Consider the following 23,789-nt stretch of genomic DNA (forward strand, 5'->3'; position numbering starts at 1 on the left):
TTTTCCTTAAAATTATGGCCTAAACGTCAGTTTTATTTGGCATATACCCACTTCCCAATGAAAGGATCATTATGGACGAGTTGCTCTATATTGGCATTGCACACGCCAGCTTCATCGCTCTTTTTTTGTTTTCTAAAGAAAATAGATCACTTAGTGACAATATCTTAATGGGTTGGATTATCTTTCTCGCCTTGCCATTAGCAGGAAAGGCTATGAGCTGCGATATGCTACATATCTCTATACCTCTCCTGACGACAAATTTCATATACCCATTAACCTTTGGGCCTTTTCTTTGGCTCTATCTGAATAGTCTAATCGGAGGTTTACAAAGCTTCCAACTCAAACACCTAAGCCACTTTGCCCCTTTCCTTGTTCTTACATTTATACAACTGACCCTCACCAATGAGATCAGTTTTCCGCATACGAATCAGACATTAGACAATAACATTCAAAATATGCTGGTCGGCACCATCATTCTATGTTCTCTATTTAGTTATTCCACGGCCGCACTATGGCGTTTACATAAACACAGCAAAGAAGTGGTTAACCACTTTTCTACCTTATCAGGAAAAATTACGCTAAAGTGGCTAAATTACATCACCATCGCCTTTGTGATTAGCTATATTGTCCCTGCCATAGGACCTTTCTTCCCTTTCTCTGCCTTGATCTACTCACATGCTTTTGCCTTTACAATGTTTATTTTCATTCTGAGCTTTTTTGGCCTAAAGCAAACCCAAATATATCCACCCGACCCAGTCAGTGAAAACACAGAGATTGAAACAGAACAAATCTTATCTGTTAGTGAGAAGCCACCAGAAACATTAAGGTCAAATTCCACGGACCTGAAAAAAGATAGCGACACGACGAATCAAAACAAGTATGAACGTTCAGGGCTAGACGAGGAAAGAGCACGCCGATATGTTCAAAGACTTTTATCCTGTATGGCAAAGGAAAAACCCTACCTAGACGCAACATTAACAGTAGAAAAGCTTGCCAAGCAAATTGCGATTCCAAGGCACTACACCACCCAAATAATAAGTGAGCAGTTAAACAGAAATTTCTATCTATTTATAAATGAGTACCGCATCGAAAGCGTGAAACAAATCATGCAACAAGCTGAAAGCGAAAACATGAGTGTGCTAGAAATAGCTTATGTTTGTGGTTTTAATTCTAAGTCCACATTTAATACTGCCTTCAAAAAAATCACAAAAATGACGCCTTCACAGTATAGAAAATCATTAGTACGAAATTAGCGGATGATTTAAGTTACTGTTTTTAATCACCTTACCGCTGAATTAGCACATAAAAAAACCTTGCACTATATTTGCACAGTTCACAAAAAACAGTCCTAATCAGGTCGAGATGTTCGGGATTAGCGGTTCAAACGATTCCTTTCTAAACAGCAAGATAGTATCCCCCCATCTAAAGTGGGGGAACTCAATCAATACTATCCCCACTAAAAGTTTTTGATGCATAGAGCCACCTTTTATTAGGCAAAAGAGCCACTCTAATGCACTGCTATTTACTTCAACCACAGCCGCTAATTAACAGCACTTCTGTAGCTTGGTTGCCAGTTTTATTACTAAAGGAATCGTTATGACATTGTTTTCCCCTCGTTGGACCTTCGCTGGATTATCCGCGTTATTACTCACCTCCTCTTTAAGCGTTATGGCCGAAGGTCCCCCATCAGGACAAGAGCAGCCAATTCGTCCTGTTGGTGTCGTAACAATGGCGCTTGAAAGCACACCGGTTATTGTAAATTTACCGGGGCGAGCAGTCGCTTACGAACAAGCCGATATTCGCCCTCGAGTTGACGGTATTATCATCGAAAAACTGTATGAGCCAGGTACGATACTAGAAAAAGGCACCCCACTTTTTCAACTTGATGATTCCAGCTATCAAGCTGCAGTTGCCGCAGATGAAGCTGCTGTAGCAGAGGCAAAAGCCAATTTACCAGTCAAACAAGCGGCTTATGATAGAGCCAAAAAGCTAGAAGGTTCAGGTTACACATCAGACGATGTCGATACCGCTAAATCGGCACTGGCCTCTGCACAAGCCACTCTACAATCAGCAGAAGCTGCATTGAAATACACAAAAATACAATTAGGTTGGACAACTGTCACCGCGCCAATCAAAGGCATCGCAGATGTTGCCAGCCTATCATTAGGCGACTTAGTTACTTCAGCACAAACCGACTCAATGACAACTATCACAACCTTAGATCCTATTTTTGTTGATGTGCTATCCCCCGTTTCCGATGTGTTAAAATTCCGCCATCAAGTCTATCAAGGTGACATCAAGGTTGACCAAGAACTGTCAGCTAACCTCTTACTAGATGATGGGGTCGTTTATCGAGGAAAAGGCACGTTAATCACATCATCACCGACAGTATCCACTTCCACTGGATCCGTTAAAGTCCGCTTCCGCTTTGACAATCCAGATCATGTCATTCTTCCTGGTATGTTTGTTCGCGGTTCTATTGAGCTGGGTACCCAAGAAGCCTTCTTAGTACCTCAACGTGCCGGTAGCCATGAAGCGAATGGTAATTTGAGCATTTTCGTTGTCGATGATGACAATAAAGTCAAAGCCATTGAGGTAGAGACAATTGGACACTACAACAACAATTGGATTGTCAAATCAGGCTTATCTGCGGGCGAAAAAGTTATTGTGGATGGACAGAAAAGCCTTTCAGAGGGCACCTCTGTTAAAGCCATTAACGTCACAATCAATGATGATGGCACCATCACAAAAAGCACTCAAGTCAGTAATAAAACCCCGTCCAATACCTCTGCATTGGAAGAATAACCCATGACTCAATTTTTTATTCATAGACCCGTTTTTGCCTGGGTACTTGCCATCACCTTAATGATTGCAGGTGCTTTTGGCTTAAAAAGCTTAGCGATTTCTCAATACCCAGATGTTGCGCCAACTTCTGTCTCTATCAGCGCAACCTATTCCGGTGCATCCGGTCAAATCGTCGCAGATTCAGTAACCGCTGTTATCGAAGATGGCATGACCAACCTTGACGGCTTGCTGTATATGACATCCACGTCCAGCGAAGCAAGCTCCAGCATTTCCCTGACATTTGATAGCAGTGTTGACCCTGACATCGCTCAAGTACAAGTTCAAAACAAGCTTCAATTGGTTGAAGGAAGCCTACCTTCTAGTGTCACAAGTTCAGGAATTTCCGTAACTCGCTCCGATAGCTCGATGCTGCTTGTTGGCGGTTTAGTGTCGACCGATGGCAAATACTCTGATGTCGATCTAGGAAACATTTTCTCAGAGAAGATGCAAAAAACATTACAACGCTTAGAAGGTGTGGGTGACATCACTCTATTTGGCTCCGAATATGCCATGCGCATCTGGCTTGACCCAAATAGTCTTTATAAATATTCATTGACGCCCAGTGATGTATCAGATGCCATTTCGGCTCAAAACACCAATGTGACCGTTGGTTCGTTGGGAGCCATACCAAGCGTAAAAGGCCAACAAAACAAAATTTTATTAAAGACTCGCTCACAGTTAAGCTCTGTTGATGATTTCCGCAACATTATTTTGACCACGAACGACGACGGCTCTTCTGTCTTTCTTGGTGACGTTGCAAGAGTGGAATTAGGCAATGAGAGTTATACAGTTTTTTCTACCTATAATGGCAAAAACGCTGTTGGCTTTGGTGTAAACCTATCAACTGGGGCCAATGCCGTAGAAACATCTGAACGAGTTCACAGCACAGTAAGCACTTTGGCAAAAAGCCTACCTGAAGGCGTTGACGTTATTTACTCTTATGACACAACCCCCTTTATCGTTGATTCAATTACACAAATAGTAGAAACCCTAATCGAAGCCATTATTTTGGTTTTTATTGTTATTTTAGTTTTTTTGCAAAACTGGCGTGCAACATTGATCCCAACGCTGGTGGTTCCTATCGTATTACTCGGTACCTTCGGCATATTGGCGGTCACAGGATACTCTCTCAATACGCTCACCATGTTTGCTCTGGTGCTGGCCATTGGTCTGCTCGTCGATGACGCAATCGTCGTGGTTGAGAACGTTGAGCGAATTATGGAAGAAGAAAATCTAAGCCCTATGGCCGCGACTGAAAAAAGCATGAAAGAAATTTCATCGGCTTTGGTAGGAATCGTGATTGTCCTATCTTCTGTCTTTTTGCCTATGGCCTTTATGAGCGGATCGACAGGTATTATTTATCGTCAATTCTCTATCACCATCATTTCTGCCATGGTTTTATCTTTATTTGTTGCTCTTATACTAACACCAGCTATGTGTGCCTCTTTGTTAAAGCCCACACATGGACGCACTAAATTATGGCCAGCCCGTAAATTTAACGCAGGGTTTGATAATTTAAATACTCGCTATACCGGTGCAGTAGATAAATTATTAAAACGCCCTTTTCGTATGTTAGTTGTCGTCATCGGCATAGGTGCTGTCATGACTTTAGTCTATGAGCGACTTCCAACTAGCTTTGTACCAACAGAAGATCAGAGTATCTTAATGGCCGTTGTCACACTGCCTGATAACGCCACTCAAGCCCAAACACTCACAACAATCAATGCTATGCAAGACTATTTGTTAAAAGAAAATAGTGAGTATTTCGTAGGAGGCTTCTCACCTATCGGTTTTAGCTTTAATGGTACCGGTCAAAATAACGCCATGATGTTTATCAAGCTTAAAGAACTAGATGAGCGCCCCAACATGTCGGCCGCGCAACTGGCCGAAAAAGCTAACCAAGCGTTTTCAAATGGACGATATGGGCAGGTGCTGTTTTTGCAACCGCCCGCCATTCACGGTTTAGGATCATCAAACGGTTTTGAGATGTACTTGATTGATCGTGCCGGAAGCGGCCTAGCTGCTCTGCACGAAACGGCGACTCAATTAGCTGAAGATGCACAAGAGTCCGGTCTTGTAACAGGTATTCGAGGCTACGAAAACAGCACCTCTACACAATTAACAATGGACATCGATTCTCAAAAAGCCGAAGCCTCAGGACTGACGCTTTCAGAAATCAACTCCAATTTGTCTATTATTTTTGCTGGCAGCTACGTAAATGACTTTACATTAAACAGTAAGCAACGAGATGTGCGCTTAATGGGCGATCAAGAGTACCGTATGCAACCTGGAGATATTAACAGCTGGTATATGCGCAACAGCAGTGGCGAGATGGTGCCTATGGCAGCGTTCAGCACACAGACTTGGGGTAAAACCTATACCTCTATCTCTCATTATGGCGGAGACAATGCGATCAACCTTCAAGGGTCAGCTGCATTAGGTATTAGTTCCGGGGAGGCCATGGCTGAAATGGAGCGCCTTGTCGCAGAACTCGGAGGTGACTATGAATTGGCTTGGACAGGTTTGTCTTATCAAGAACAGATTGCCGGAAACCAAGAGCTGATTTTGTACATTCTCTCCGCTGTCGTGGTCTTTCTCGCATTGGCCGCATTATACGAGAGCTGGACCGTACCTTTGTCTGTCATGTTGGCGGTTCCTGTTAGTTTACTCGGTGCATTTTTAGCCACTTGGTATTTCGGACAGTCCAATGACGTTTACTTTAAAGTCGGCATGCTAACCACGATTGGACTCGCCGCACGAAATGCCATTTTGATTGTCGAATTTGCAGAAAGCATGAGAAGAGAAGGTCATGAGCTAGTCGGCGCCATTATCACAGCTTCAAAAATGCGTTTACGCCCTATTCTTATGACGACATTTGCTTTCGCGTTTGGTGTGTTACCTCTGGCAACCGCCGACGGCACTGGCGCTAATGCACAAAACTCGATCGGAACAGGCATGCTAGGTGGCATAATATTCTCAGCAATATTTGGCATCTTAATGGTCCCTGTCCTGTATTTAGCCGTGTTAAAAGCCGTAGCCATAACCAAGCAGTTAGGAAATAAGGAAACTACAAAATGATAAATATGATAAAACTCATGCCTTTCTTGCTGTTAACTGGCTGTGCTACGGTTGGCCCCAACTGGGAGTCTCCAACAACACCGCTGACATCAACTTTTGTCAGTGGTGATAACAAAAGCATCGATGAGGTGGCATATACACCGTGGTGGAGAGAATTTAACGACCCAATACTGACGGAACTTGTTGAAACAGGCTTCAGTCAAAATTTGGATATTCTCCAAGCCCGAGAGAGAATTCAAGAAGCCAATGCTGAGCTAAGAAAAACCGGTATAAATTCGGCGCTTGAAGGCTCTTTATCTTACAGTCGCCTTCGTTCTGGTGGTGAAAACCAAAGTACATCCATCAGCTCAACAACTGGCCTAAGTGCCAGTTATGTTATCGATCTTTTTGGCGGAGTGGAACGCGCACGTGAGGCAGCACTCGCCAATCTAGTCGCAGCACAAGCTGATGTCGGAACAGAGCGGTTAGCCTGGCTTGCAGAGGTAGTTGCGAACTACGCAGATGCGCGCTATTACCAGCAAGCGCTGGACCTAACACGTAATACCATTAGCACTCGAAATAGTACGCTTGAAGTAACGCAGAGAGAATACGATGCAGGCCTTTCTACTCTCTATGAACTGGCGGAAGCAGAAGCGGCGTTACAATCTGCTCAGGCAGAATTACCAAGTTACCAAGCACTGTTCCGAAGTAAAGTTTTTGCTATCGCCACACTGCTAGACCAACCAGCAAAACCCTTAATCGCTAAAATTGAAGAGTCTCAAAGCCAATTAAATCTACCAAGCGACCCCGCTATTGGGTTGCCTGCCGATCTATTACGTAATCGACCAGATATTCGATACCAAGAAGCCATTCTTCATCAAGAAGTCGCGGAAACCGGTGTTGATGAATCCTCACTTTACCCTTCTATCAGTTTAACTGGATCCGTATCCAATAAAGACTCTTTAGACAGCTGGAGTTTTGGACCATCCATTTCACTGGGCATATTTAATCGCGGTTATTTAAACGCTCAACGAGACGCTCAAGAGTCTGTCGCCAAGCAAGCAGAAATAGCTTGGCGTGCTAGTGTGCAAGACGCAGTTGAAGACGTTCAAGTGGCTCAATCAAATTTATCGCTATATCGTGAGCAAACGGAACTCTTAGTAAAAGCCGCTTCGTCTTACAGTAAAGCATTAAAGTTTGGCTATGATAATTATAAAAATGGTGCCATGACATTACTCGATCTACTCGATACAGTTCGCCTAGAAGCCAATGCACAAATCAGTGCAGCATACGCTTATAACACGAGCTTGCAAGAGTGGGCTTCCTTGCAAATTGCTATTGGCGCTGGCGCTGGTTTTTCAGATATACCGGAGCAAACAGCCGACAGTACAACGCAAGAGAACTAATCGAATCTAGCCAGTATAAAGAGGGTAAAGAGTGTCAATATTGATTGTCACTCTCTACCCTATTTTACAATGACGCTAACAAACCAAATAAACAGACGCCGCTTCAGCGTAACTCCAAAGATCAATTTTAAAGAGCTTAATGCCAGAGCCAGCAAACTCTCTGCTGAGCGTATTCGGATCTGTATTAAGTGTAAAGCTACGATAAAAACTGCGTAACATAGAAATTCAAGATGAGAAGTTAATTTTCTAAGGTGAGATTTAACGCTGTGTATAAGATGATATGTAAGAAAATACCACAGAAGAGATTTGCGAAGATTTAAAACAGAAAAACTAGTGGTGGGTGTAGAGAGGTATTCGCCTTGTAAGGGCAACGCTCTCCCAACTGAGTTACACCCCCATCATAGTGATGGTAACGCTTGCCAATTTACTTTCACACTAACGAAAGTAAATGGCGGAATGGACGGGACTCGAACCCGCGACCCCCTGCGTGACAGGCAGGTATTCTAACCAACTGAACTACCACTCCCGATCTCTTTTGCTCTGATGTTTGCTAACTATATAGATTGCAAACAATTCTCTTCACAAATGACAACGAGTGCATTTTAAATAAAAACTACTTTAAATCAACACTTTAATTAAAAAAAATAAAAATAACGGAGCTGATCACCCACAAACTCCGTTTATTGATAGCTTCAAGAGTAGAAAATACGCGACCTAGTCACTTAAACTTACGCCATGAAACTAAACGCTCTCTTTTAAAATAGAACAAATGAAAGCTCTACCTCTGTTGTTTCAAACAGCTGCCGATTTTGGCTAACACAACCGTCTTCATCCATAAGAGGTCAACTACCAACGGTCCCTATTCTTGACATGGGGTTTTCGTCAATTACGCCATTCGAGAATTTACAAAATTAAAAACTAATTTTTCCAATGCAATACGCTCCAGTTGTCTTGTTGTGCCTTTAAAAGCAAGCGCTCATCCGGGTTGATCACAACCGGGTGATCAACCAATTCCAATAAAGGAATATCGTTGCTTGAGTCAGAGTAAAATGTGCTATCTTTTAATGACGCCCCATTGCTGGCTAGCCACGAGCGCAAGCGAGTCACTTTGCCTTCCCTAAAGGTGGGCGTACCAAGAATTTCACCACTATACATCGACTGACCAGCCACTTCTTCTTCAACCAAATCGATTGCTAATACGTTTTCAATACCTAACAAGGCGGCGATTTCTTTGACCACAAAAGCAGGCGTAGCACTGATGATGAGCAAATCATGACCTTGTTCTTTGTAGTGTTTAACACGTGCTTGGCCCTGATGATAGACAACCGGTTTGATATAGGATTCAACAAATCTGGGCATCATTTTCTGAATATCACTGACTGGCAAATGGCGCAGAGCCCCAACAAAAAAGTCAACAAAATCATGGATATCTAACTTACCTGCCGAGTACTGATCCATGTACAGGCTTTCTTGCTCAACAAAGCGTTCATCCACCACACCTTCCGACAACAGAAAGCGGCCAAACAAAGTAACGCTGTCTGCGGCAATTAAGGTTTCATCCAGATCGAATATTTTTAGTGACATTAATTTTTTTCCTTACTCAAGAGCTCTGTAATAGAGGGTTTAGCTTTCATAAAAAGGACGGAGAAGTGATGACATATTGTTTCTCATCTTAACAACAGCCACATGACAGGCATTGCCAAAAATTGCACAAAACCTAAATAAACACGTGCAGTTGGATACCGCAAACCGCTTCGGACACTAGTAATCATTTTGTTCTTCAACGCATTCAAACTGTATTATGTTTGTATCGTCGTGTTTACTGCTTCAAAATATGCGTGTCGTAAACTTTAAGCCAACTTTGTTAAATTTCGAAGTCACTCTAGTGAAAGCTTCATAAAAAATGGTTTCCCTGAAATCGATTTGACTCCCTCACCCGATGAGCAAAGAAGTCATGTTATCAACACTAAAAAGAGTCGACTCAAATTAAGGTTTGATACCCTGAGCAAGCCGCGCTTCTACTTCTGCAATAACACCCGGCAAATCCGCAATGGTATCGATCATAAAGTGCGCTCCGGAGTCAGCAAATACTTGGCGAGCCTTGCTGCGTGCTGCTTCTAAACCTGCTTCATCTAAAGACTCAAACTCTGCCTGAGTTAAGCCTGCTTCATTTCCAGAAAGCAATAAAGCCACCGTCCACATGCCTCCGTTTAAGCCCTCAGCAATACCGGGAGCGGAATCATCCACCTTGATGCATTCGCTAACATTGGTCACGCCCAGCTCAATGACATTTTTTAATGCCATAAATGGCCCTGGACGTCCACCTTGAGGCAGGTCATCACTGGCCACCACGTAGTCTGGAGCAATGCCTATGTCCGCAGCCGTTGGCAACAATTTATCCAGCACTTCACGAGGGTAACCCGTACAAGAGCCCACTTTAATATTGCTGCTTCTTAGCTCTTTCAACACATCTACTGCGCCAGGAATGGCAATAGCATGATCACAGACTTTGGCTATTTGTAATGGCATAAATAACTTGTAGATGGTCACCACCTCTTCTTCCGTCATTGAGTGACCATGTTGAGCACGCCAGCGCGCATCGACCGCAGGGATTTTGCCCACTTCGCGAATGTGATCTATTTTACTGAGTCCCATTGGAACACGAGCTTCCGCTAGGCTCACATCAAAATCAAACCCGCTTTTAAAGGCTTCAACAAAAATAGACGTGGGTGCGAATGAACCAAAATCGAGCATCGTACCTGCCCAATCAAAAATAACGGCTTGAACCTTACTCATTATACATTCCTATCATTTATCGATTTAATAAACACACATTCAGGCCAGACTACCACTCGTCTGCGGTAAGCTGGCTGCCGTCATAACGACCTTTTTGCTAACCTTAAGCCCGTTGCCAATACATGGCTTTTTCGACCGCCACAATCAACTGCTCGATGTCTTGTGGGAAAACATGCCCAATGGTGCCAATACGGAAACAATCGGCATTCGATACCTTGCCAGGATAAATCACAAAACCTTGCTCTTTGAGCTTTTCATAGAAGGTTTTGAACTGGTAATCCTTATGATTAGGGGACAAAAACGAAGTGATAATCGGCGAATGCAGAGAGCGATCTAGTAAGCATTTAAAGCCTAATGCCTGCATTCCTTCTACTAAAATCGTTTGATTTTTTATATAGCGCTGGTGACGTTTAGCTACACCGCCCTCTTGGTCCAATTCACTCATTGCTTGGTCAAAGGCGCGAACCGTATGGGTTGGTGAGGTAAAGCGCCATTTACCATGATTGTCTTCCATGCATTTCCACTGGGCATATAGATCCAATGCCAATGAGCGCGCTCGACCTTGGCATTCTTCTAATGCCTGTTTGCGGGCGATCACCAAGCCAAAACCTGGTACACCTTGAATGCATTTATTGGCTGAGGAAATCAAGAAATCAATCCCCAAGCCTTGAACATCAATAGGAATGCCACCAAAAGAAGACATGGCATCGACAATCATGATGCGGCCTTTTTGTTTAACCACTTTTGTTACTGCTTCTAGAGGGTTCAACATGCCAGTGGTGGTTTCACAATGCACCATAGCCACATGAGTAATAGAAGCATCTGCTGCTAACAGAGCATCAATGGCCTGAGCATCTGGCACACCTTGCTCACCAAGCTCAATAACCTGAGTCGGAATCTTTAAATAGCCCGTAATTTCTGCAATACGTGCGCCATACGCGCCGTTGTCGACTACCAGCAATTTGCTGTTTTCATCCATCACGGACCCAAGCACCGACTCTACAGACGCGGTGCCACTGCCTTGCATCAGCACCGCCGTATAGTCAGTGTCAGCACCTGCTAGTGCCACGAGCCCCTTGCGAATTTTCTGCACGACTTCCAGGTTGTAATCATCATCCCAAGTACACCAATCTTTCAGCATGACTTCTTTGACAGAGTCAGAAGTTGAAAGCGGACCTGGCGTTAACAAAAAATACTCATTGTATTTGGTAGACATAATATGGCCTTTTTGATTTTGGTCTAGACCAGAATAGCACGACATTAACAACGCTTGTCAACCGTGTTTCTGGGCGTGACACATAAATATCATCCAATTGTGATATATTTCCCCTTGCTGATTAGGCCACCAACTCTTTCAAAACAACCAATAAGGAATACTTTGCAATACATTACAATTAAAGAAGGCGTTGCAAGCTTAATAGACAGAGGCGAGCTAACTGCCAATAAAAAGCTGCCCACTGAACGCGCTTTAGCCGAACAATTTCAAACCACTCGAGTCACACTGCGCGAAGCATTAACCACACTGGAAGCAGAAGGTAAGATTCACCGCGAAGACAGACGAGGCTGGTTTGTCTCACCGCCATCGATGATCTATGACCCAACATCCACTAATAACTTTAATGTAATGGCAAGCAAGTGCGGTTTTGTGCCCAGCTCAAAATTGATCCAAGCGAAGCAAGTAGGTGCTTCTCAGGAAGTGGCTGAATTGCTTAACGTGCCTGTGGACACGCAGGTCTATCGTATAGACAGACTAAGAATGCTGGATGACAGACCAGTGGTGGTCACATTTAACTATGTCATCATGGAAAACTTTCCCGGCCTATTGGAACACGACATTGAGTCTTCTTTGACCGATGTGTATCGGGATCAATATCAAAAACCCTACGCTAAAACGCACTTTCAAATCAAAACCTCCTCGTTACTTGGTGAAACCGCTCAGTTACTGCGCGCTTCCACTGGCAGTCCAGCGATGCTAGTCCAACGGGTTAACTATTGTGCAGAGGGAGTATTACTTGACTGTGATATTGAATTTTGGCGTCCCCATGCCATTAAGATTGAATCCACGGCATCGGTTATCACAACCACAAAGAATAATTAGCCTTTGACGCCATTGGACCTATATTAAAATGCAAATACCATCTCACCCATGGTGCGATGGCTTTCTTTCAAATCCCCCTCTACCGGTAGAAGCGACCACTAATCTACACATAGCCGCAGGCCAGCTAAAGCTTCAGATTGAATGCTTTAACGTCGCTTCTTTAAAGCAGCTACTGGAAGTAGATTATGAATTTCGGTGCCACAATGCCGTGACTATTAGCCTATCCATTGGTGATCAGAGATCTATATAAAGCCCTCTCCCCATCCACAGCCATGTAGTTTAAGCCATGTAAGTTTTTCTCCTCGATGTCACATCACTGAAACATTTGGCTGTTAAGTTGAATATCAACCTTGGTATATACCAGATGATTTTAAACCTGATGCATGGAGAAAGAAATGACACATAAGCCCCTACTTAAACGTCTGGCTGTTTTAGCAGGCATCACTACGGTTTCTATGGCAGCACACGCGGCAAAAACCGAGCTTACCGTCTACACAGCAATCGAAGCTGAAGATCTTAAGAAGTACGCTGCTCGTTTTAATGACGTTCACCCTGACATTAAAATCAACTGGGTTCGCGACTCTACGGGCATTGTTACCGCTAAATTGCTTGCGGAAAAAGACAACCCACAGGCTGATGTTGTTTGGGGCTTGGCTGCCACCAGCCTTATGCGTCTAAAAAATGAAAACATGCTAGCAAGCTACAAGCCAGCAGGTTATGACCAACTTTCTCCAAAATTCAGAGATAACGACGAAGCGCCAACCTGGACTGGGATGGACGCGTGGATTGCTGCCGTGTGTTACAACACAGTGGAATCTGAAAAACTTGGCCTACCAAAGCCAACGTCTTGGGCAGACCTAACAAAGCCGGTTTACCAAGGCCACATCATTATGCCTAACCCTAATTCTTCTGGTACAGGCTTCCTTGACGTCAGCAGCTGGCTACAAATATTTGGCGAAAAAGAAGGCTGGGAGTACATGGACGGCTTACACAAAAACATCAGCCGTTACACGCACTCTGGCTCTAAACCTTGTAAATTGGCAGCATCAGGCGAAACACCGATCGGTATTTCTTTTGCTTTCCGTGCGGCTAAATCCAAAGCATCTGGCGCACCTTTAGACCTAGTATTCCCTAAAGAAGGCTTAGGCTGGGAAATGGAAGCCACTGCCATCATCAAGGGCACCGATAAATTGAAAGCGGCACAAACCCTCGCCGATTGGGCCTCTTCAAAAGAAGCCAACGAACTGTACAACGAAGGTTACGCCGTCGTGGCGAGACCTGGTATTGCAAAACCTATTCAGTATTTTCCGAAAGACCCTGAGTCCCTCATGATCGACAACGATTTTGAATGGTCTGCAGGTGCTCGCGATGAAATTTTGGCTGAGTGGCAAAGCCGTTACGACAGCAAAAGTGAAGCAAAATAACCAATACCATCAAGTGGGGATAGGCTTTGTCCTATTCCCACTTTTTTGTGTTACACACTTTCCTATTCACCATCACCAGTATGTTTTGTCATAAGCCACTTATCTAGCGATCGCCGCGCACGATAAGCCACGATGCCAAAACGTATTTTTATTTACAAAGAGGGTTCCATGTCCAATCAAGCCTATTTAGAACTGCAAAACATTCATCAAATGTTTGGCACACACCAAGCACTGCAAGACGTTTCACTGAACATCCAAGAAGGCGAGTTTGTGTGTTTCTTAGGCCCATCTGGCTGTGGTAAAACAAGTCTGCTACGCATCATTGCTGGACTAGACATGCCCACTTCTGGAGAAATTTTTCAAGCAGGCAATAACATTACCCAAACACCGATTAAACACCGTGACTTTGGTATTGTGTTCCAATCCTATGCCCTATTCCCTAACTTGAACGTGGCAGACAACATTGCCTATGGCTTGGCTTCTCAACAATTCAGTCGCCAAGAAAAACACGCCCGCGTTCGTGAATTGTTGGCTACGGTAGGTTTATCTGGAAGCGAAGGTAAATACCCAGCACAGTTGTCCGGCGGGCAACAACAAAGAGTGGCGTTGGCTCGCGCCTTGGCCACTTCCCCAGGGCTATTGTTGTTAGACGAACCTCTCTCTGCACTCGATGCACGGGTACGCTCTCATCTTCGTCAAGAAATTAAACAACTGCAAGAGAAACTGGGTGTCACCACCATTATGGTGACCCACGATCAAGAAGAAGCCTTAACCATGGCGGACAAAATTGTCGTTATGAATCATGGCGTGATTGAGCAAATCGGCTCTCCTCAAAATGTCTATACGCACCCAAGCACACCTTTTGTGGCTGAGTTTGTTGGCGAGATGAACTTTTTCAAAGCCCAACACAGTGGCGCAGGAATGATGCAATCTGGCGCCTTGATTTTACAATGTAACCCAGGCACCGAAACCACCTTCGGTGACGATGTCCAGCTGGCTATCCGCCCTGAAGACATTCGTTTTAATTGTCGCGCGGACGCAGAAAACACCTTAGAAGCCAACGTATTGCATTTGGAGTTTCTCGGTTCCCGGGTGCGTTCTTTATTACAAATTGACTCCCATGAAACGCCTATTATTGCGGACATTTCCATGAACGAAATGTCTGGCTTAAATTTAGCTCAGGGCCAATCCATCCGCTGTCAGCTACCCGCTGATCGTTTACACATTTTTGGAGGCCAAGCATGAACCAATCTAACACTGCCACTACGGAACCGAGCCAACACAACACGGCACAGCGTCTGTTTTCTAACCTGTTTGGCCGCCGCAGCTTAGACGAATGGTCACTTGGCAGCGTGTTAATCATCGGTGTGCTGGCACTCTTTATCTGTGTCGTATTGCCCATTTACACACTGCTGTCAAAAAGTGTTGAGAACCGTGCCGGTGATTTCATCGCCCTGACCAACTTTTCACAGTTTTTTGCCACGCCTAGCCTTTATAACTCAATTAATAACTCGCTATTTATTGCTTTGTTATCAACGACGATTGTGACCAGTTTGTCTTTTTTGACGGCTTACGGCATTAGTCGCACACGCATTCCTTTTAAAGGTTTGTTTCGGACCATTTTAGTGCTTCCTATCTTGGCCCCTTCGCTGTTACCCGCCATCAGTTTGGTGTATTTGTTTGGTAATCAGGGCATCATCAAAGAATTGCTTATGGGAGAAAGTATTTATGGCCCCATAGGAATCATCATTGGTTCGTGTTTCTGGACCTTTCCCCATGCTCTGATGATTATGCTAACGGCGCTGGCCAATACTGACGCTCGCCTTTATGAGTCGGCCGAAGTATTAGGCGCCTCACCGATACGTACTTTTTTCACCGTCACCTTGCCGGCGGCTAAATACGGCATCATCAGCGTTGCCTTCGTGGTGTTCACTCTGGTTATTACCGACTTTGGTGTACCCAAAGTCATTGGTGGGCAATTTAACGTTCTCGCCACCGACATTTATAAACAAGTTATTGGGCAGCAGAACTTCGAAATGGGCGCCACGGTGAGTGTGATTTTGCTGCTGCCAGCCATTCTTACTTTTTTGACTGACCGCTGGTTACAGCGCAAGCAATCCGCGCTTCTGACATCAAAAGCCGTACCTTGGACAGCGCCAAAGCGTCAATGGTTAGACCGTGTGTTCTTAGGCCTTATGTTGCTTGTGTCATTCATTATTTTAAGCATTATTTTAATGGCCGTTTACGCCTCATTGGTGACTTTCTGGCCTTATAATTTGAGCTTATCTCTGAAGAACTACAACTTTGATCTAATGGATGGCGGCGGCTGGGCAGCCTATTGGAATTCGATTCAAATGGCCACTTTTACCGCCATTATTGGTACTGGCTTTATCTTCTTCCAATCCTATCTGGTGGCGAAACTACCTGGCTTTAAAGTCTTAAAATGGTTCTTCCACTTGTTTGCCATCTTGCCGTTGGCTGTGCCTGGCTTGGTACTGGGTTTGGCCTACATTTTCTTCTTTAACAGCCCCAATAACCCTCTCAATGGCATTTACGGCACCATGACCATATTAGTTGTCTGTACCATCAGCCACTTTTATACCGTATGTCACCTTACCGCGACCACAGCGTTAAAGCAGATTGATGGGGAATTCGAATCGGTGTCCGCTTCATTAAAAGTGCCGCAAATTAAAACCTTCTGGCGCGTTACCTTGCCGGTATGTATGCCTGCGGTGTTGGACATAGCAAGCTACTTGTTTGTTAATGCCATGACCACTGTGTCAGCGGTGGTGTTCTTGTATTCTTACAATACCAGCCTGGCGTCGGTTGCTGTGTTAAACATGGACGACGCAGGGGACATTGCCCCAGCGGCAGCGATGGCGGTAATGATTATGCTAACCTGTATGCTAGCGCGATTAGTACACTGGCTATTAGGAAATGTATTACTAAAAAACACCCAAACCTGGCGCAAGAAGTAGGAAAAACACTGTGAGCCTCACCGCGATCATCCTTGTGCTTATCTCCACTATTATGCACGCAGGTTGGAACTTTTTCGGCAAAAAGACCAGCCCTACCCTAGGTTTTTTCTTTCTCACCATGTTGGCAGGCGCGGTGAGCTTCTCACCTTTTGTATTCTATTATTGGCCCCTGGTGAAGGCGCTGGGGTCAGATATTTGGCTGTTGATTCTGATAACTGGGTGTTTTCAGTCCATCTACCTTTGGGGGTTGGTCGAAGCTTATAAAGCGGGCGACATGTCCATCGCCTACCCCATTGCGCGTTCTTCCCCATTAATCATCGTCGGCATTTCCAGCGTGTTTCTTGGTCAGCAGGCCGCTATTTCGGTGCAGGCGATCATTGGCATGGGGCTAATCATTATTGGCTGCCTGTTTATTCCACTGCCGAATTTTAAAGAATTAAAACTGGCGAACTACCAAAACCGCACCACGCTATTTGCTTTGGTGGCGGCTTTTGCCACCGCTGGTTATTCCCTCTTGGACAGCCAAGCCACTCAGTTAATGCGTATGCTAACCGATGCTTCTGGTGATGCCATAGCAACCGCCAGCGAAGTGGCTTTAGTCTATGTCACCTTACAGACAGCGGCGGCGGCTATTTGGATGCTGGGGTTTGTCTGCTACACCTCAAAACAACGCCGTGAGTTGAGCTTTCTTTGCCGTTATCAATGGCGGGCGGCCTTGTTTACCGGTGGCCTTATTACCGGCACTTATTGTCTGGTAATTTTGAGCATGGCGTTTGTCGATAATGTCAGTTATGTGGTCGCCTTACGCCAGTTTAGTATTCTATTGGGGGTCGCGTTTGCTGTTATTGGGTTTGGTGAGTCTCTCAAACTACCCAAAATCATCGGAGTTTCTATGACCTTTATTGGGCTGCTGGCCGTCGCCCTTGGTTAACGAATCATGCTTATGTTGACTGCACAAAGGGCTCTAGGAGCCGATTCTTTCTTTTCTTAGACTGTCATCGGCGACTTTTATTTGTTCGCATCTAAATCTTTTCTATCGGATAATTATTCGATAAAAATAATCAAAAATAATTAATTTGGAATGTCGCAGTTATGAATAAACTTATTTTAATAATGATCGATGGTATTAGTGCAAAACAATTCCACAAGATGCGAGATAAGCTACCACATTTAAATCGATTAGCTCAGCAAGGGACTCAAGTGTCCTCACTCACCCCCGAAGTATGCGGTACCTCTTACCCCGGAAGAACCTCAATGATTGTTGGGCGCCCACCGAGTGAGCACGGAATTTATGGCAATAAGATCTGGGATGGCAACGTATTTAGATGGTCCAATCCCTATGACGTGCGCACTGAAACCATTGCATCATTGACCCATGAGGCTGGGGGGAAGGTATTCAATATGGGGTTTGGAATGGTACGGCCGGAAGATTGCAGCGTATATCTAAGCCCTTGGTGGGTTGATGATGTCATGATCCGCGGCCGCGATGATCAAGCCCATGAAGCAAATAAGTATTGGACAATGAAAGGAAAAAATCTAGATCCTGAGCAGAGGCTCGATCAAGTCGGTTTATCAAAAGACGACATAGTTAACCCAATGGACAACCGTAGCCGAATGCTGGAGTTAGGTAGCTTGGCGGATTTTCAGCTAATAGAAATGGCTGCTAAGCTGATTGAATCCGGACAAACTCCAAATTTATTATTGCTGGAAATTGCCGTTACTGACTATTATTTGCATCAATTTGGTACAGATAATCCGAATACAGAGCTTTCGTTGCGTATTGCAGATGCTCAAGTAGGCACCTTGATTGAACGTTTACGCAATGCAGGGCAGCTTGAACAATATAATTTTGCAATTATGAGTGATCATGGGCATACACTGATGGAAGAAGCGATACATTGCGATCTGTTGCTGCCTGAAGGAACGCGTTGGTCTAGCGAAGGCAGCATGCTTTTCGTTCATCCACGGTCAGCAGCAGAAGCAACTGAAGTCACCAAAAGATTGCTAGCTGAAGGCATGGAGCTTTGGAGCGAGCCATTACTACCGGATGATTTAAAATCTGAGATGTTAGTTTTTAGCTGTCCAGAAGGACAGTATATTAGTTTCGAGACAGATTTAAAAAGCACAGGTAAGGTACGTGGTATTTCTAAATATCGCTCGAATCATGGAATGCGTCCAGGGACTGAAGAGGATTATCGGTTCTGCATTTTTTCAGGTCCAAATGTCCCACAACAAACAGTAGACTTTGCAGAGGCAATACAGATAGCGCCAACTATTGCCGCTATTCTGGGCGTGGAAACACCTTGGACTGCCACTTCAATCATTTAGTCTCAAAGATGACTTAAAAACCACCTAAACAAGTACATTGTCCCTTGTTTAGGTGGTTTAGCAAAACACGTAGCGCCAATCTACTGACGGCCAATAGGCTCTTCAAATTCACGAATCACCCTGCTCGATTGTGTCGCCACTGACTTAGTTTAAGTTAGGACAATAAGCTTTCTAAAAGCGGTTGATAGTGATCAATTTTATAGATAGTTCTGCCTTGTACTTTACCGTCATCATCGTAATGGCGCAGTTTAATCGCTGCTTTATGATGAGGGTTCGCCTCAAATTCAGCGACCTCTGACTCGTTCATTTTACCGCCTTGTAAATTGAACGAGTTGACAGATGCTGCAGACAGCTTGTCGTAATAATGATCATCTACCGTACATAGATAACGCTTAGCCGCCACATGTAAACGCACAGGTTCACTAATTTCTGGCGGATAGAAACGCTCTAGTATGATGGCGCCAGCATCTTCATGGTAGTTATCCATTCCATTTTCGAGTGCGTCCAATTCAAAATCGCCAATGAAGTGCCCAATATCGTGTAACAAGGCAGCAATGATAAGCTCATCGCTGGCACCGTCTTCATGCGCGCAGGCCGCTGATTGCTCCATGTGCTCAGCCATAGAAACGGACTCTCCTAAATAGGATTCAGGCCCTCTCGTTTCAAAAATTTGCAGTAGAAAAGGAACGATCGTTTGACGCGACAAACTTTCACGCTCAGCGGTATATTTACTCATATCAAAAGCTCAGCTCTAATTAAATTAAGAATCGGAAATATCATAATATAGCATAAATAATAGAAATCAATTTTAGCTCCGAAGAAAGTCAAAATAGAGACTAAAAAACCGTCAATTCATCAAGCCTGATGTTCAATATGAAATTTTTTAAGGTAAATCATAGCGTTTCGTTTTTCTGTAATCTCGCGGTGTTAAACTCGTAATGCGTTTAAAACTTTTGGAGAAATACAGTGGATCTTCGTAGCCGCATTGGTAGGCAATGCTGTCTATTCTATCGTCGGTCAATAGTAATTTTTTGCAGGCAAGATCGATTCTTTTTTGGTTAATGTACTGCTTGGGAGAGGTCTCGACTATCGAGCTAAACCAGCGACTAAAATGCGCCGTTGAGGTACCGTGAAGCGCCGCTAACTGAGGTATTTGAATGTCTTCAGTCAAGTGCTGCTCGATGTAGCTAAAAATCTTTTCAAGCCTGATATAGTGTGTCTCTATACCCTTTGAAACCTGACTTTTCTGAATAATAGGCGTTAACAGCTTATAGGCACTTGCGAGAGCTTGAAAGTATTTCTCGTTCACTTCAACGTCTGTATTTTGCCATTCGATAATATTTGAAATGGGCTGTTCGTTTGAATAATCTACAGGGTGCTTTGGCGGTTGGTAAAGCTGAAACACATCCGCCCCTGATGGCAATTCAAGGGTGAAAGCAAAGGCCCCAATTTCCATAGGCTTTATACATTGATAATGGCATTGTTGATTAAGAGGTAGTAAGGCGAGCGTATTCGGTAGCAGCTCGATACTGTGATTTTTCATTCTCACGACACCCTCTCCTGACAGTGTGTGAATTAACCAATTATAGGGTCTTTGGTAACTTGGGTAGAGCCAATTTGCATCAGGGCTTTGCCAATAAGAACGGATGATTTTCAAGTCTAAAGAATGAGCCGACAACATTATTTTATTCTCAGTAATCATAAAAAGACATATTTAATCCTTTTTTCTACTATTAATAAAGGGGCGCCCTTTTTAAAATGCTCAATCTTCTACTATCGTGCGTACAGCGCTTATTCTTTAATTTTAAACGGTATCTCTATGAATGATTTTCTAATTTATGAATCGAAGCGTTTTCATTACTTATGGCTACGTGATAATTGCCAATGCCATCCATGCAGACACGATAGCGGCCAAAGATTACATGAGACATGGTTACTCGATTCGAAAATAGCCATTTTGACGTCTGAAACAAGCAATGCTGGCGTGAAGGTCATTTGGGACACGCCTGATCAGCATGAGTCCTTCTATCCCCATGATTTTTTAATGGCTAATTGCTATGACAAATTCCCCACTTCGGGGGACAAGTTGCCACGTTGGGGAAGCGACTTTCAGATGACCAGTTATGATTATGCGCAAGTGCTAGAAGACGATGCCGTTAAGCTTTCTTGGTTAAATGATGTGATTAAATTTGGTATTGGGAAGTTACACAATGTACCGACTAACCCCAGTACGATATTAAACGTCGTCTCTGAATTTGGTTTTGTTCGAAGCACTAACTATGGGGACCTATTTGAAGTAGTCAGTGTGGAAAAAGCGGAAAACTTAGCCTTCACCCCACTACCTCTAAGCTTGCACACCGACAACCCTTACCGCGACCCTGTACCAACACTGCAGCTGTTGCATTGCTTAGTGAAAGCGGAAGTCGGCGGTGTCACCGCTTTGGCGGATGGGTTTAAAGCAGCAGAAATTTTACAAAAAGAACACCCTAAGGCATTTGAGCTGCTGTCTACTTACAAAGCTAAATTTAGATTTGCCAGCGACGACGCCATTCTTGAGCATTCTGGCTGTATGATAGAGACCGACAAACAAAACCAAATCATGGCTGTACGCATTAACAATCGATCTTGTGCGCCTATCAATGTGCCGTTCGACATCATGTCTAGCTTCTATGAAGCCTATCAATTGTTTGCTGCTATTTTACATAGCGACGCGTGCAAACTCACCACCACTTTAGAATCAGGCGAATTAATTATCTTTGATAACCAAAGGGTCTTACATGGTCGTGAAGTACAAGCGATTGGTGCGCGTCACTTGCAAGGCTGCTATGCAGATAGAGATGGCTTGAAGAGCACAGCCGCTACGCTAGTGAACAAGGTAGTTTAAACATGTGTGTTGGCTCAGATCTGACCGTCAGCCCTTTTTTTCGTACATGATAGTAAATTATTGTTTTAATAAAAATGCGACAGATTTATTGATCCTTCAAAAGAGAGGCGAATAAACTTTAACGAGTTAACTTACGAGAGCTCCCATTTACGGCACTAGGTTTTCATAATCGACTCTAGTGCCATTGTTCTTTCTTTTATTTAACGAGTGTTTATGAGTAAGCTAACTAGCTTCTTAAATATATATTTCTGGTATGGACCCAGTTTCCTAGACAGTTTCTAGCTCCGTAAAATATCGCTTTTCATATTGCTGCGGCGATAATCCATCATTTGATCCATGGTGTCGCTTTGGATTATAAAAGCACTCGATATAATCAAAAATCTCTGAGCGAGCATCGCTTCTTGTTTTGTAGGTTCGATTGCGTACTCTTTCTTTTTTTAACGATGAGAAAAAGCTTTCCGCAACGGCATTATCATGGCAGTTACCACGATGACTCATACTGGCTTCCAGATTATTATCTTTTAAGAAGGTTTGCCAATCTTTCGAGGTATATTGAGCGCCTTGATCTGAGTGTACCAGTACTTTTTTTGTGGGACGTCGCCGCCAAATCGCCATGAGTAAAGCATCAATAACGGACTCCGCTGTCGCTCTTGATCTCATTGACCACTCTACGATCAATCTAGAAAATAGATCAACAACGACGGTGACGTAAAGCCAGCCTTCTTTTGTCCGGATATACGTAAAATCAGTTACCCAGACTTGATCTGGCTCTGGGACAATAAACGCTCTATTTAGTGTATTTGGCGCTGTGTTACGCTCAGAGCCACTATAAAAAGCAGGGTGACGTTTGTAGCCTATGAGCGCTTTTAGACCCTCGCGGCGCATCACTCTTAGCACTCGATTCTTTCCACAAGACTTACCTTCTCCTTTTAGGCCTTTGGTGATGTTACGGTAGCCGCAAACACAACCACTCTCAAGCCAATGTGTTTTAATCGTAACGGCAAGTTGGTCATCTTCTTGTTCTCGTCGACTTTTTGGACAGTCCAGTCAAGCGTAAAACCGCTCCTATGGACTTGCAGCGTTCGACATAAAACAACAATAGAATAATTGTTGAGCCGTGATTTTATGAACGTGTACTTTTCTTTGACTCCCCGGCAAAGTACACGGCGGCCTCCTTTAGAATATCCCTCTCTTCGGTCACCCGTTTAAGTTCAGATTTGAGCCGTTGGATCTCTGACTGGGCGGAATCTTCCGCTTTTCTGCTCACTTCTGGTTTGCTGTATCGGGCAATCCAATCATGCATACTTTTGTAACTCACGCCACCACTTCTGCAATCTTATAGCCGCGCTCAGTGACTTGTTTAACCGCTTCAATTTTGAATTCATCGGTATAACGTTTTCCACTCATAATTCACCTCATTTTTACCTATTATTATATAGCTATGAGATGTCTACAAAAGTGGGTCCATACCACAGCCCCCTTCAGCACCACTACAAACATCGATTGACACAATTTCTAAATCACAACAACTTCAATTAGAAATCTACTTACACAAAATCTAGCGATAACACAAAGCAATAAACATTTCAGACTAGCTGAGAGGAAAAAGAACCAACAAGGTAAAATAAGGCACTTGAAAAGAAAAACTAGAGGATTTGTGACTTATTAGTACGAACTTCAAAATACACAAGAAATGTTTTTAAAATAAGGCAACAACAAATAGGAATTATCATTTATGGCACAGATCGGTCACACTAAGGTCACACAACATATTTCAAAAAAATATGGTCACAGATTGGTCACAAATATCATTAGAGATAAAGAAAGGAAAAAGTCTTGATAATCAAATATTTGAATGGAATTTACTGAAGATAAATAAATGGTGGGTGTGGAGAGGTTCGAACTCCCGACATTCGCCTTGTAAGGGCGACGCTCTCCCAACTGAGCTACACACCCATCATAGTGATGGTAACG

General features: G+C 43.8%; 18 protein-coding genes, 3 tRNA genes and 1 pseudogene. 12 read left to right on the top strand and 10 right to left on the bottom strand.

Annotation, left to right across the window (positions count from 1 at the left end; all coding sequences use genetic code 11):
• Positions 1 to 71: 71 nt before the first annotated feature.
• The 4 genes from DFP80_RS18230 (at position 72) to DFP80_RS18245 (ending at position 7,307) form a co-directional block, all read left to right on the top strand.
• Positions 72 to 1,253, top strand: coding sequence for a helix-turn-helix domain-containing protein (locus DFP80_RS18230; protein ID WP_113918247.1), 1,182 nt, complete (start codon positions 72 to 74; stop codon positions 1,251 to 1,253).
• Between the two features lie 343 nt (positions 1,254 to 1,596).
• The gene (locus tag DFP80_RS18235) at positions 1,597 to 2,805 is read left to right on the top strand and encodes an efflux RND transporter periplasmic adaptor subunit (RefSeq protein ID WP_113918248.1); all 1,209 of its coding nucleotides are present in this window, start codon (positions 1,597 to 1,599) and stop codon (positions 2,803 to 2,805) included.
• A 3-nt stretch (positions 2,806 to 2,808) separates the two neighbouring features.
• Positions 2,809 to 5,922, top strand: a complete 3,114-nt coding sequence (locus tag DFP80_RS18240) for a multidrug efflux RND transporter permease subunit (RefSeq protein WP_113918249.1) — start codon at positions 2,809 to 2,811, stop codon at positions 5,920 to 5,922.
• Positions 5,919 to 7,307, top strand: a complete 1,389-nt coding sequence (locus DFP80_RS18245; protein ID WP_113918250.1) for an efflux transporter outer membrane subunit — start codon at positions 5,919 to 5,921, stop codon at positions 7,305 to 7,307. The genes DFP80_RS18240 and DFP80_RS18245 overlap by 4 nt, the downstream gene beginning before the upstream one ends.
• A 75-nt stretch (positions 7,308 to 7,382) precedes the next feature.
• Here the strand turns inward: DFP80_RS18245 and DFP80_RS20725 are convergent, their stop codons facing one another.
• The 6 genes from DFP80_RS20725 to phnW form a co-directional block, all read right to left on the bottom strand.
• Positions 7,383 to 7,526 carry a hypothetical protein gene (locus DFP80_RS20725; protein ID WP_158601376.1) on the bottom strand — a complete coding sequence of 48 codons (144 nt, stop codon included), beginning with the start codon at positions 7,524 to 7,526 and terminating at the stop codon, positions 7,383 to 7,385.
• 115 nt (positions 7,527 to 7,641) lie between these two features.
• Positions 7,642 to 7,702: transfer RNA gene (locus DFP80_RS20730), tRNA-Val, on the bottom strand.
• A 54-nt stretch (positions 7,703 to 7,756) separates the two neighbouring features.
• Positions 7,757 to 7,833, bottom strand: a tRNA-Asp gene (locus DFP80_RS18250).
• A 392-nt stretch (positions 7,834 to 8,225) separates the two neighbouring features.
• Positions 8,226 to 8,891, bottom strand: coding sequence for an HAD family hydrolase (locus tag DFP80_RS18255; RefSeq protein WP_113918251.1), 666 nt, complete (start codon positions 8,889 to 8,891; stop codon positions 8,226 to 8,228).
• A gap of 402 nt (positions 8,892 to 9,293) precedes the next feature.
• Complete coding sequence (gene phnX / locus DFP80_RS18260) at positions 9,294 to 10,103, bottom strand: phosphonoacetaldehyde hydrolase (RefSeq protein WP_113918252.1); 810 nt, start codon at positions 10,101 to 10,103, stop codon at positions 9,294 to 9,296.
• A 103-nt stretch (positions 10,104 to 10,206) separates the two neighbouring features.
• Positions 10,207 to 11,319, bottom strand: coding sequence for a 2-aminoethylphosphonate--pyruvate transaminase (gene phnW / locus DFP80_RS18265; protein ID WP_113918263.1), 1,113 nt, complete (start codon positions 11,317 to 11,319; stop codon positions 10,207 to 10,209).
• A 162-nt stretch (positions 11,320 to 11,481) separates the two neighbouring features.
• On the opposite strand from phnW, the gene DFP80_RS18270 reads away from it, so the two are divergent.
• From DFP80_RS18270 to DFP80_RS18295, 7 genes are all read left to right on the top strand, one after another.
• Positions 11,482 to 12,201 carry a UTRA domain-containing protein gene (locus DFP80_RS18270; protein ID WP_113918253.1) on the top strand — a complete coding sequence of 240 codons (720 nt, stop codon included), beginning with the start codon at positions 11,482 to 11,484 and terminating at the stop codon, positions 12,199 to 12,201.
• A gap of 28 nt (positions 12,202 to 12,229) precedes the next feature.
• Complete coding sequence (locus DFP80_RS20590) at positions 12,230 to 12,451, top strand: hypothetical protein (protein WP_147243857.1); 222 nt, start codon at positions 12,230 to 12,232, stop codon at positions 12,449 to 12,451.
• Positions 12,452 to 12,596: 145 nt separating this feature from the next.
• Positions 12,597 to 13,625: a putative 2-aminoethylphosphonate ABC transporter substrate-binding protein gene (locus tag DFP80_RS18275; protein WP_113918254.1), complete on the top strand. Its 1,029-nt coding sequence runs from the start codon at positions 12,597 to 12,599 to the stop codon at positions 13,623 to 13,625.
• Positions 13,626 to 13,793: 168 nt separating this feature from the next.
• Entirely contained in the window at positions 13,794 to 14,870 is a 1,077-nt protein-coding gene (locus DFP80_RS18280) for a putative 2-aminoethylphosphonate ABC transporter ATP-binding protein (RefSeq protein ID WP_113918255.1), read from the top strand.
• Positions 14,867 to 16,603, top strand: a complete 1,737-nt coding sequence (locus tag DFP80_RS18285) for a putative 2-aminoethylphosphonate ABC transporter permease subunit (protein WP_113918256.1) — start codon at positions 14,867 to 14,869, stop codon at positions 16,601 to 16,603. The genes DFP80_RS18280 and DFP80_RS18285 overlap by 4 nt, the downstream gene beginning before the upstream one ends.
• A 10-nt stretch (positions 16,604 to 16,613) precedes the next feature.
• Positions 16,614 to 17,534, top strand: a complete 921-nt coding sequence (locus DFP80_RS18290) for an EamA family transporter (protein ID WP_113918257.1) — start codon at positions 16,614 to 16,616, stop codon at positions 17,532 to 17,534.
• Positions 17,535 to 17,695: 161 nt separating this feature from the next.
• The gene (locus DFP80_RS18295; protein ID WP_113918258.1) at positions 17,696 to 18,931 is read left to right on the top strand and encodes an alkaline phosphatase family protein; all 1,236 of its coding nucleotides are present in this window, start codon (positions 17,696 to 17,698) and stop codon (positions 18,929 to 18,931) included.
• A gap of 154 nt (positions 18,932 to 19,085) precedes the next feature.
• Here DFP80_RS18295 and DFP80_RS18300 read toward each other — a convergent pair whose 3' ends face one another.
• Positions 19,086 to 19,667 carry an HD domain-containing protein gene (locus tag DFP80_RS18300; RefSeq protein WP_113918259.1) on the bottom strand — a complete coding sequence of 194 codons (582 nt, stop codon included), beginning with the start codon at positions 19,665 to 19,667 and terminating at the stop codon, positions 19,086 to 19,088.
• A 147-nt stretch (positions 19,668 to 19,814) separates the two neighbouring features.
• Positions 19,815 to 20,474: a helix-turn-helix domain-containing protein gene (locus DFP80_RS18305; protein ID WP_241560305.1), complete on the bottom strand. Its 660-nt coding sequence runs from the start codon at positions 20,472 to 20,474 to the stop codon at positions 19,815 to 19,817.
• A gap of 276 nt (positions 20,475 to 20,750) precedes the next feature.
• Here DFP80_RS18305 and DFP80_RS18310 point away from each other — a divergent pair, with 276 nt between their 5' ends.
• Positions 20,751 to 21,815, top strand: a complete 1,065-nt coding sequence (locus DFP80_RS18310; RefSeq protein ID WP_113918261.1) for a TauD/TfdA family dioxygenase — start codon at positions 20,751 to 20,753, stop codon at positions 21,813 to 21,815.
• Between the two features lie 267 nt (positions 21,816 to 22,082).
• Here DFP80_RS18310 and DFP80_RS18315 read toward each other — a convergent pair.
• Together DFP80_RS18315 and DFP80_RS18320 are read right to left on the bottom strand one after the other, a co-directional pair.
• Positions 22,083 to 23,222: pseudogene (locus DFP80_RS18315) on the bottom strand (IS3 family transposase).
• Positions 23,223 to 23,695: 473 nt separating this feature from the next.
• Positions 23,696 to 23,771: transfer RNA gene (locus DFP80_RS18320), tRNA-Val, on the bottom strand.
• Positions 23,772 to 23,789: the final 18 nt, after the last annotated feature.

Source organism: Marinomonas rhizomae (assembly GCF_003315485.1).
In the GTDB taxonomy this organism is placed as follows: domain Bacteria; phylum Pseudomonadota; class Gammaproteobacteria; order Pseudomonadales; family Marinomonadaceae; genus Marinomonas; species Marinomonas rhizomae.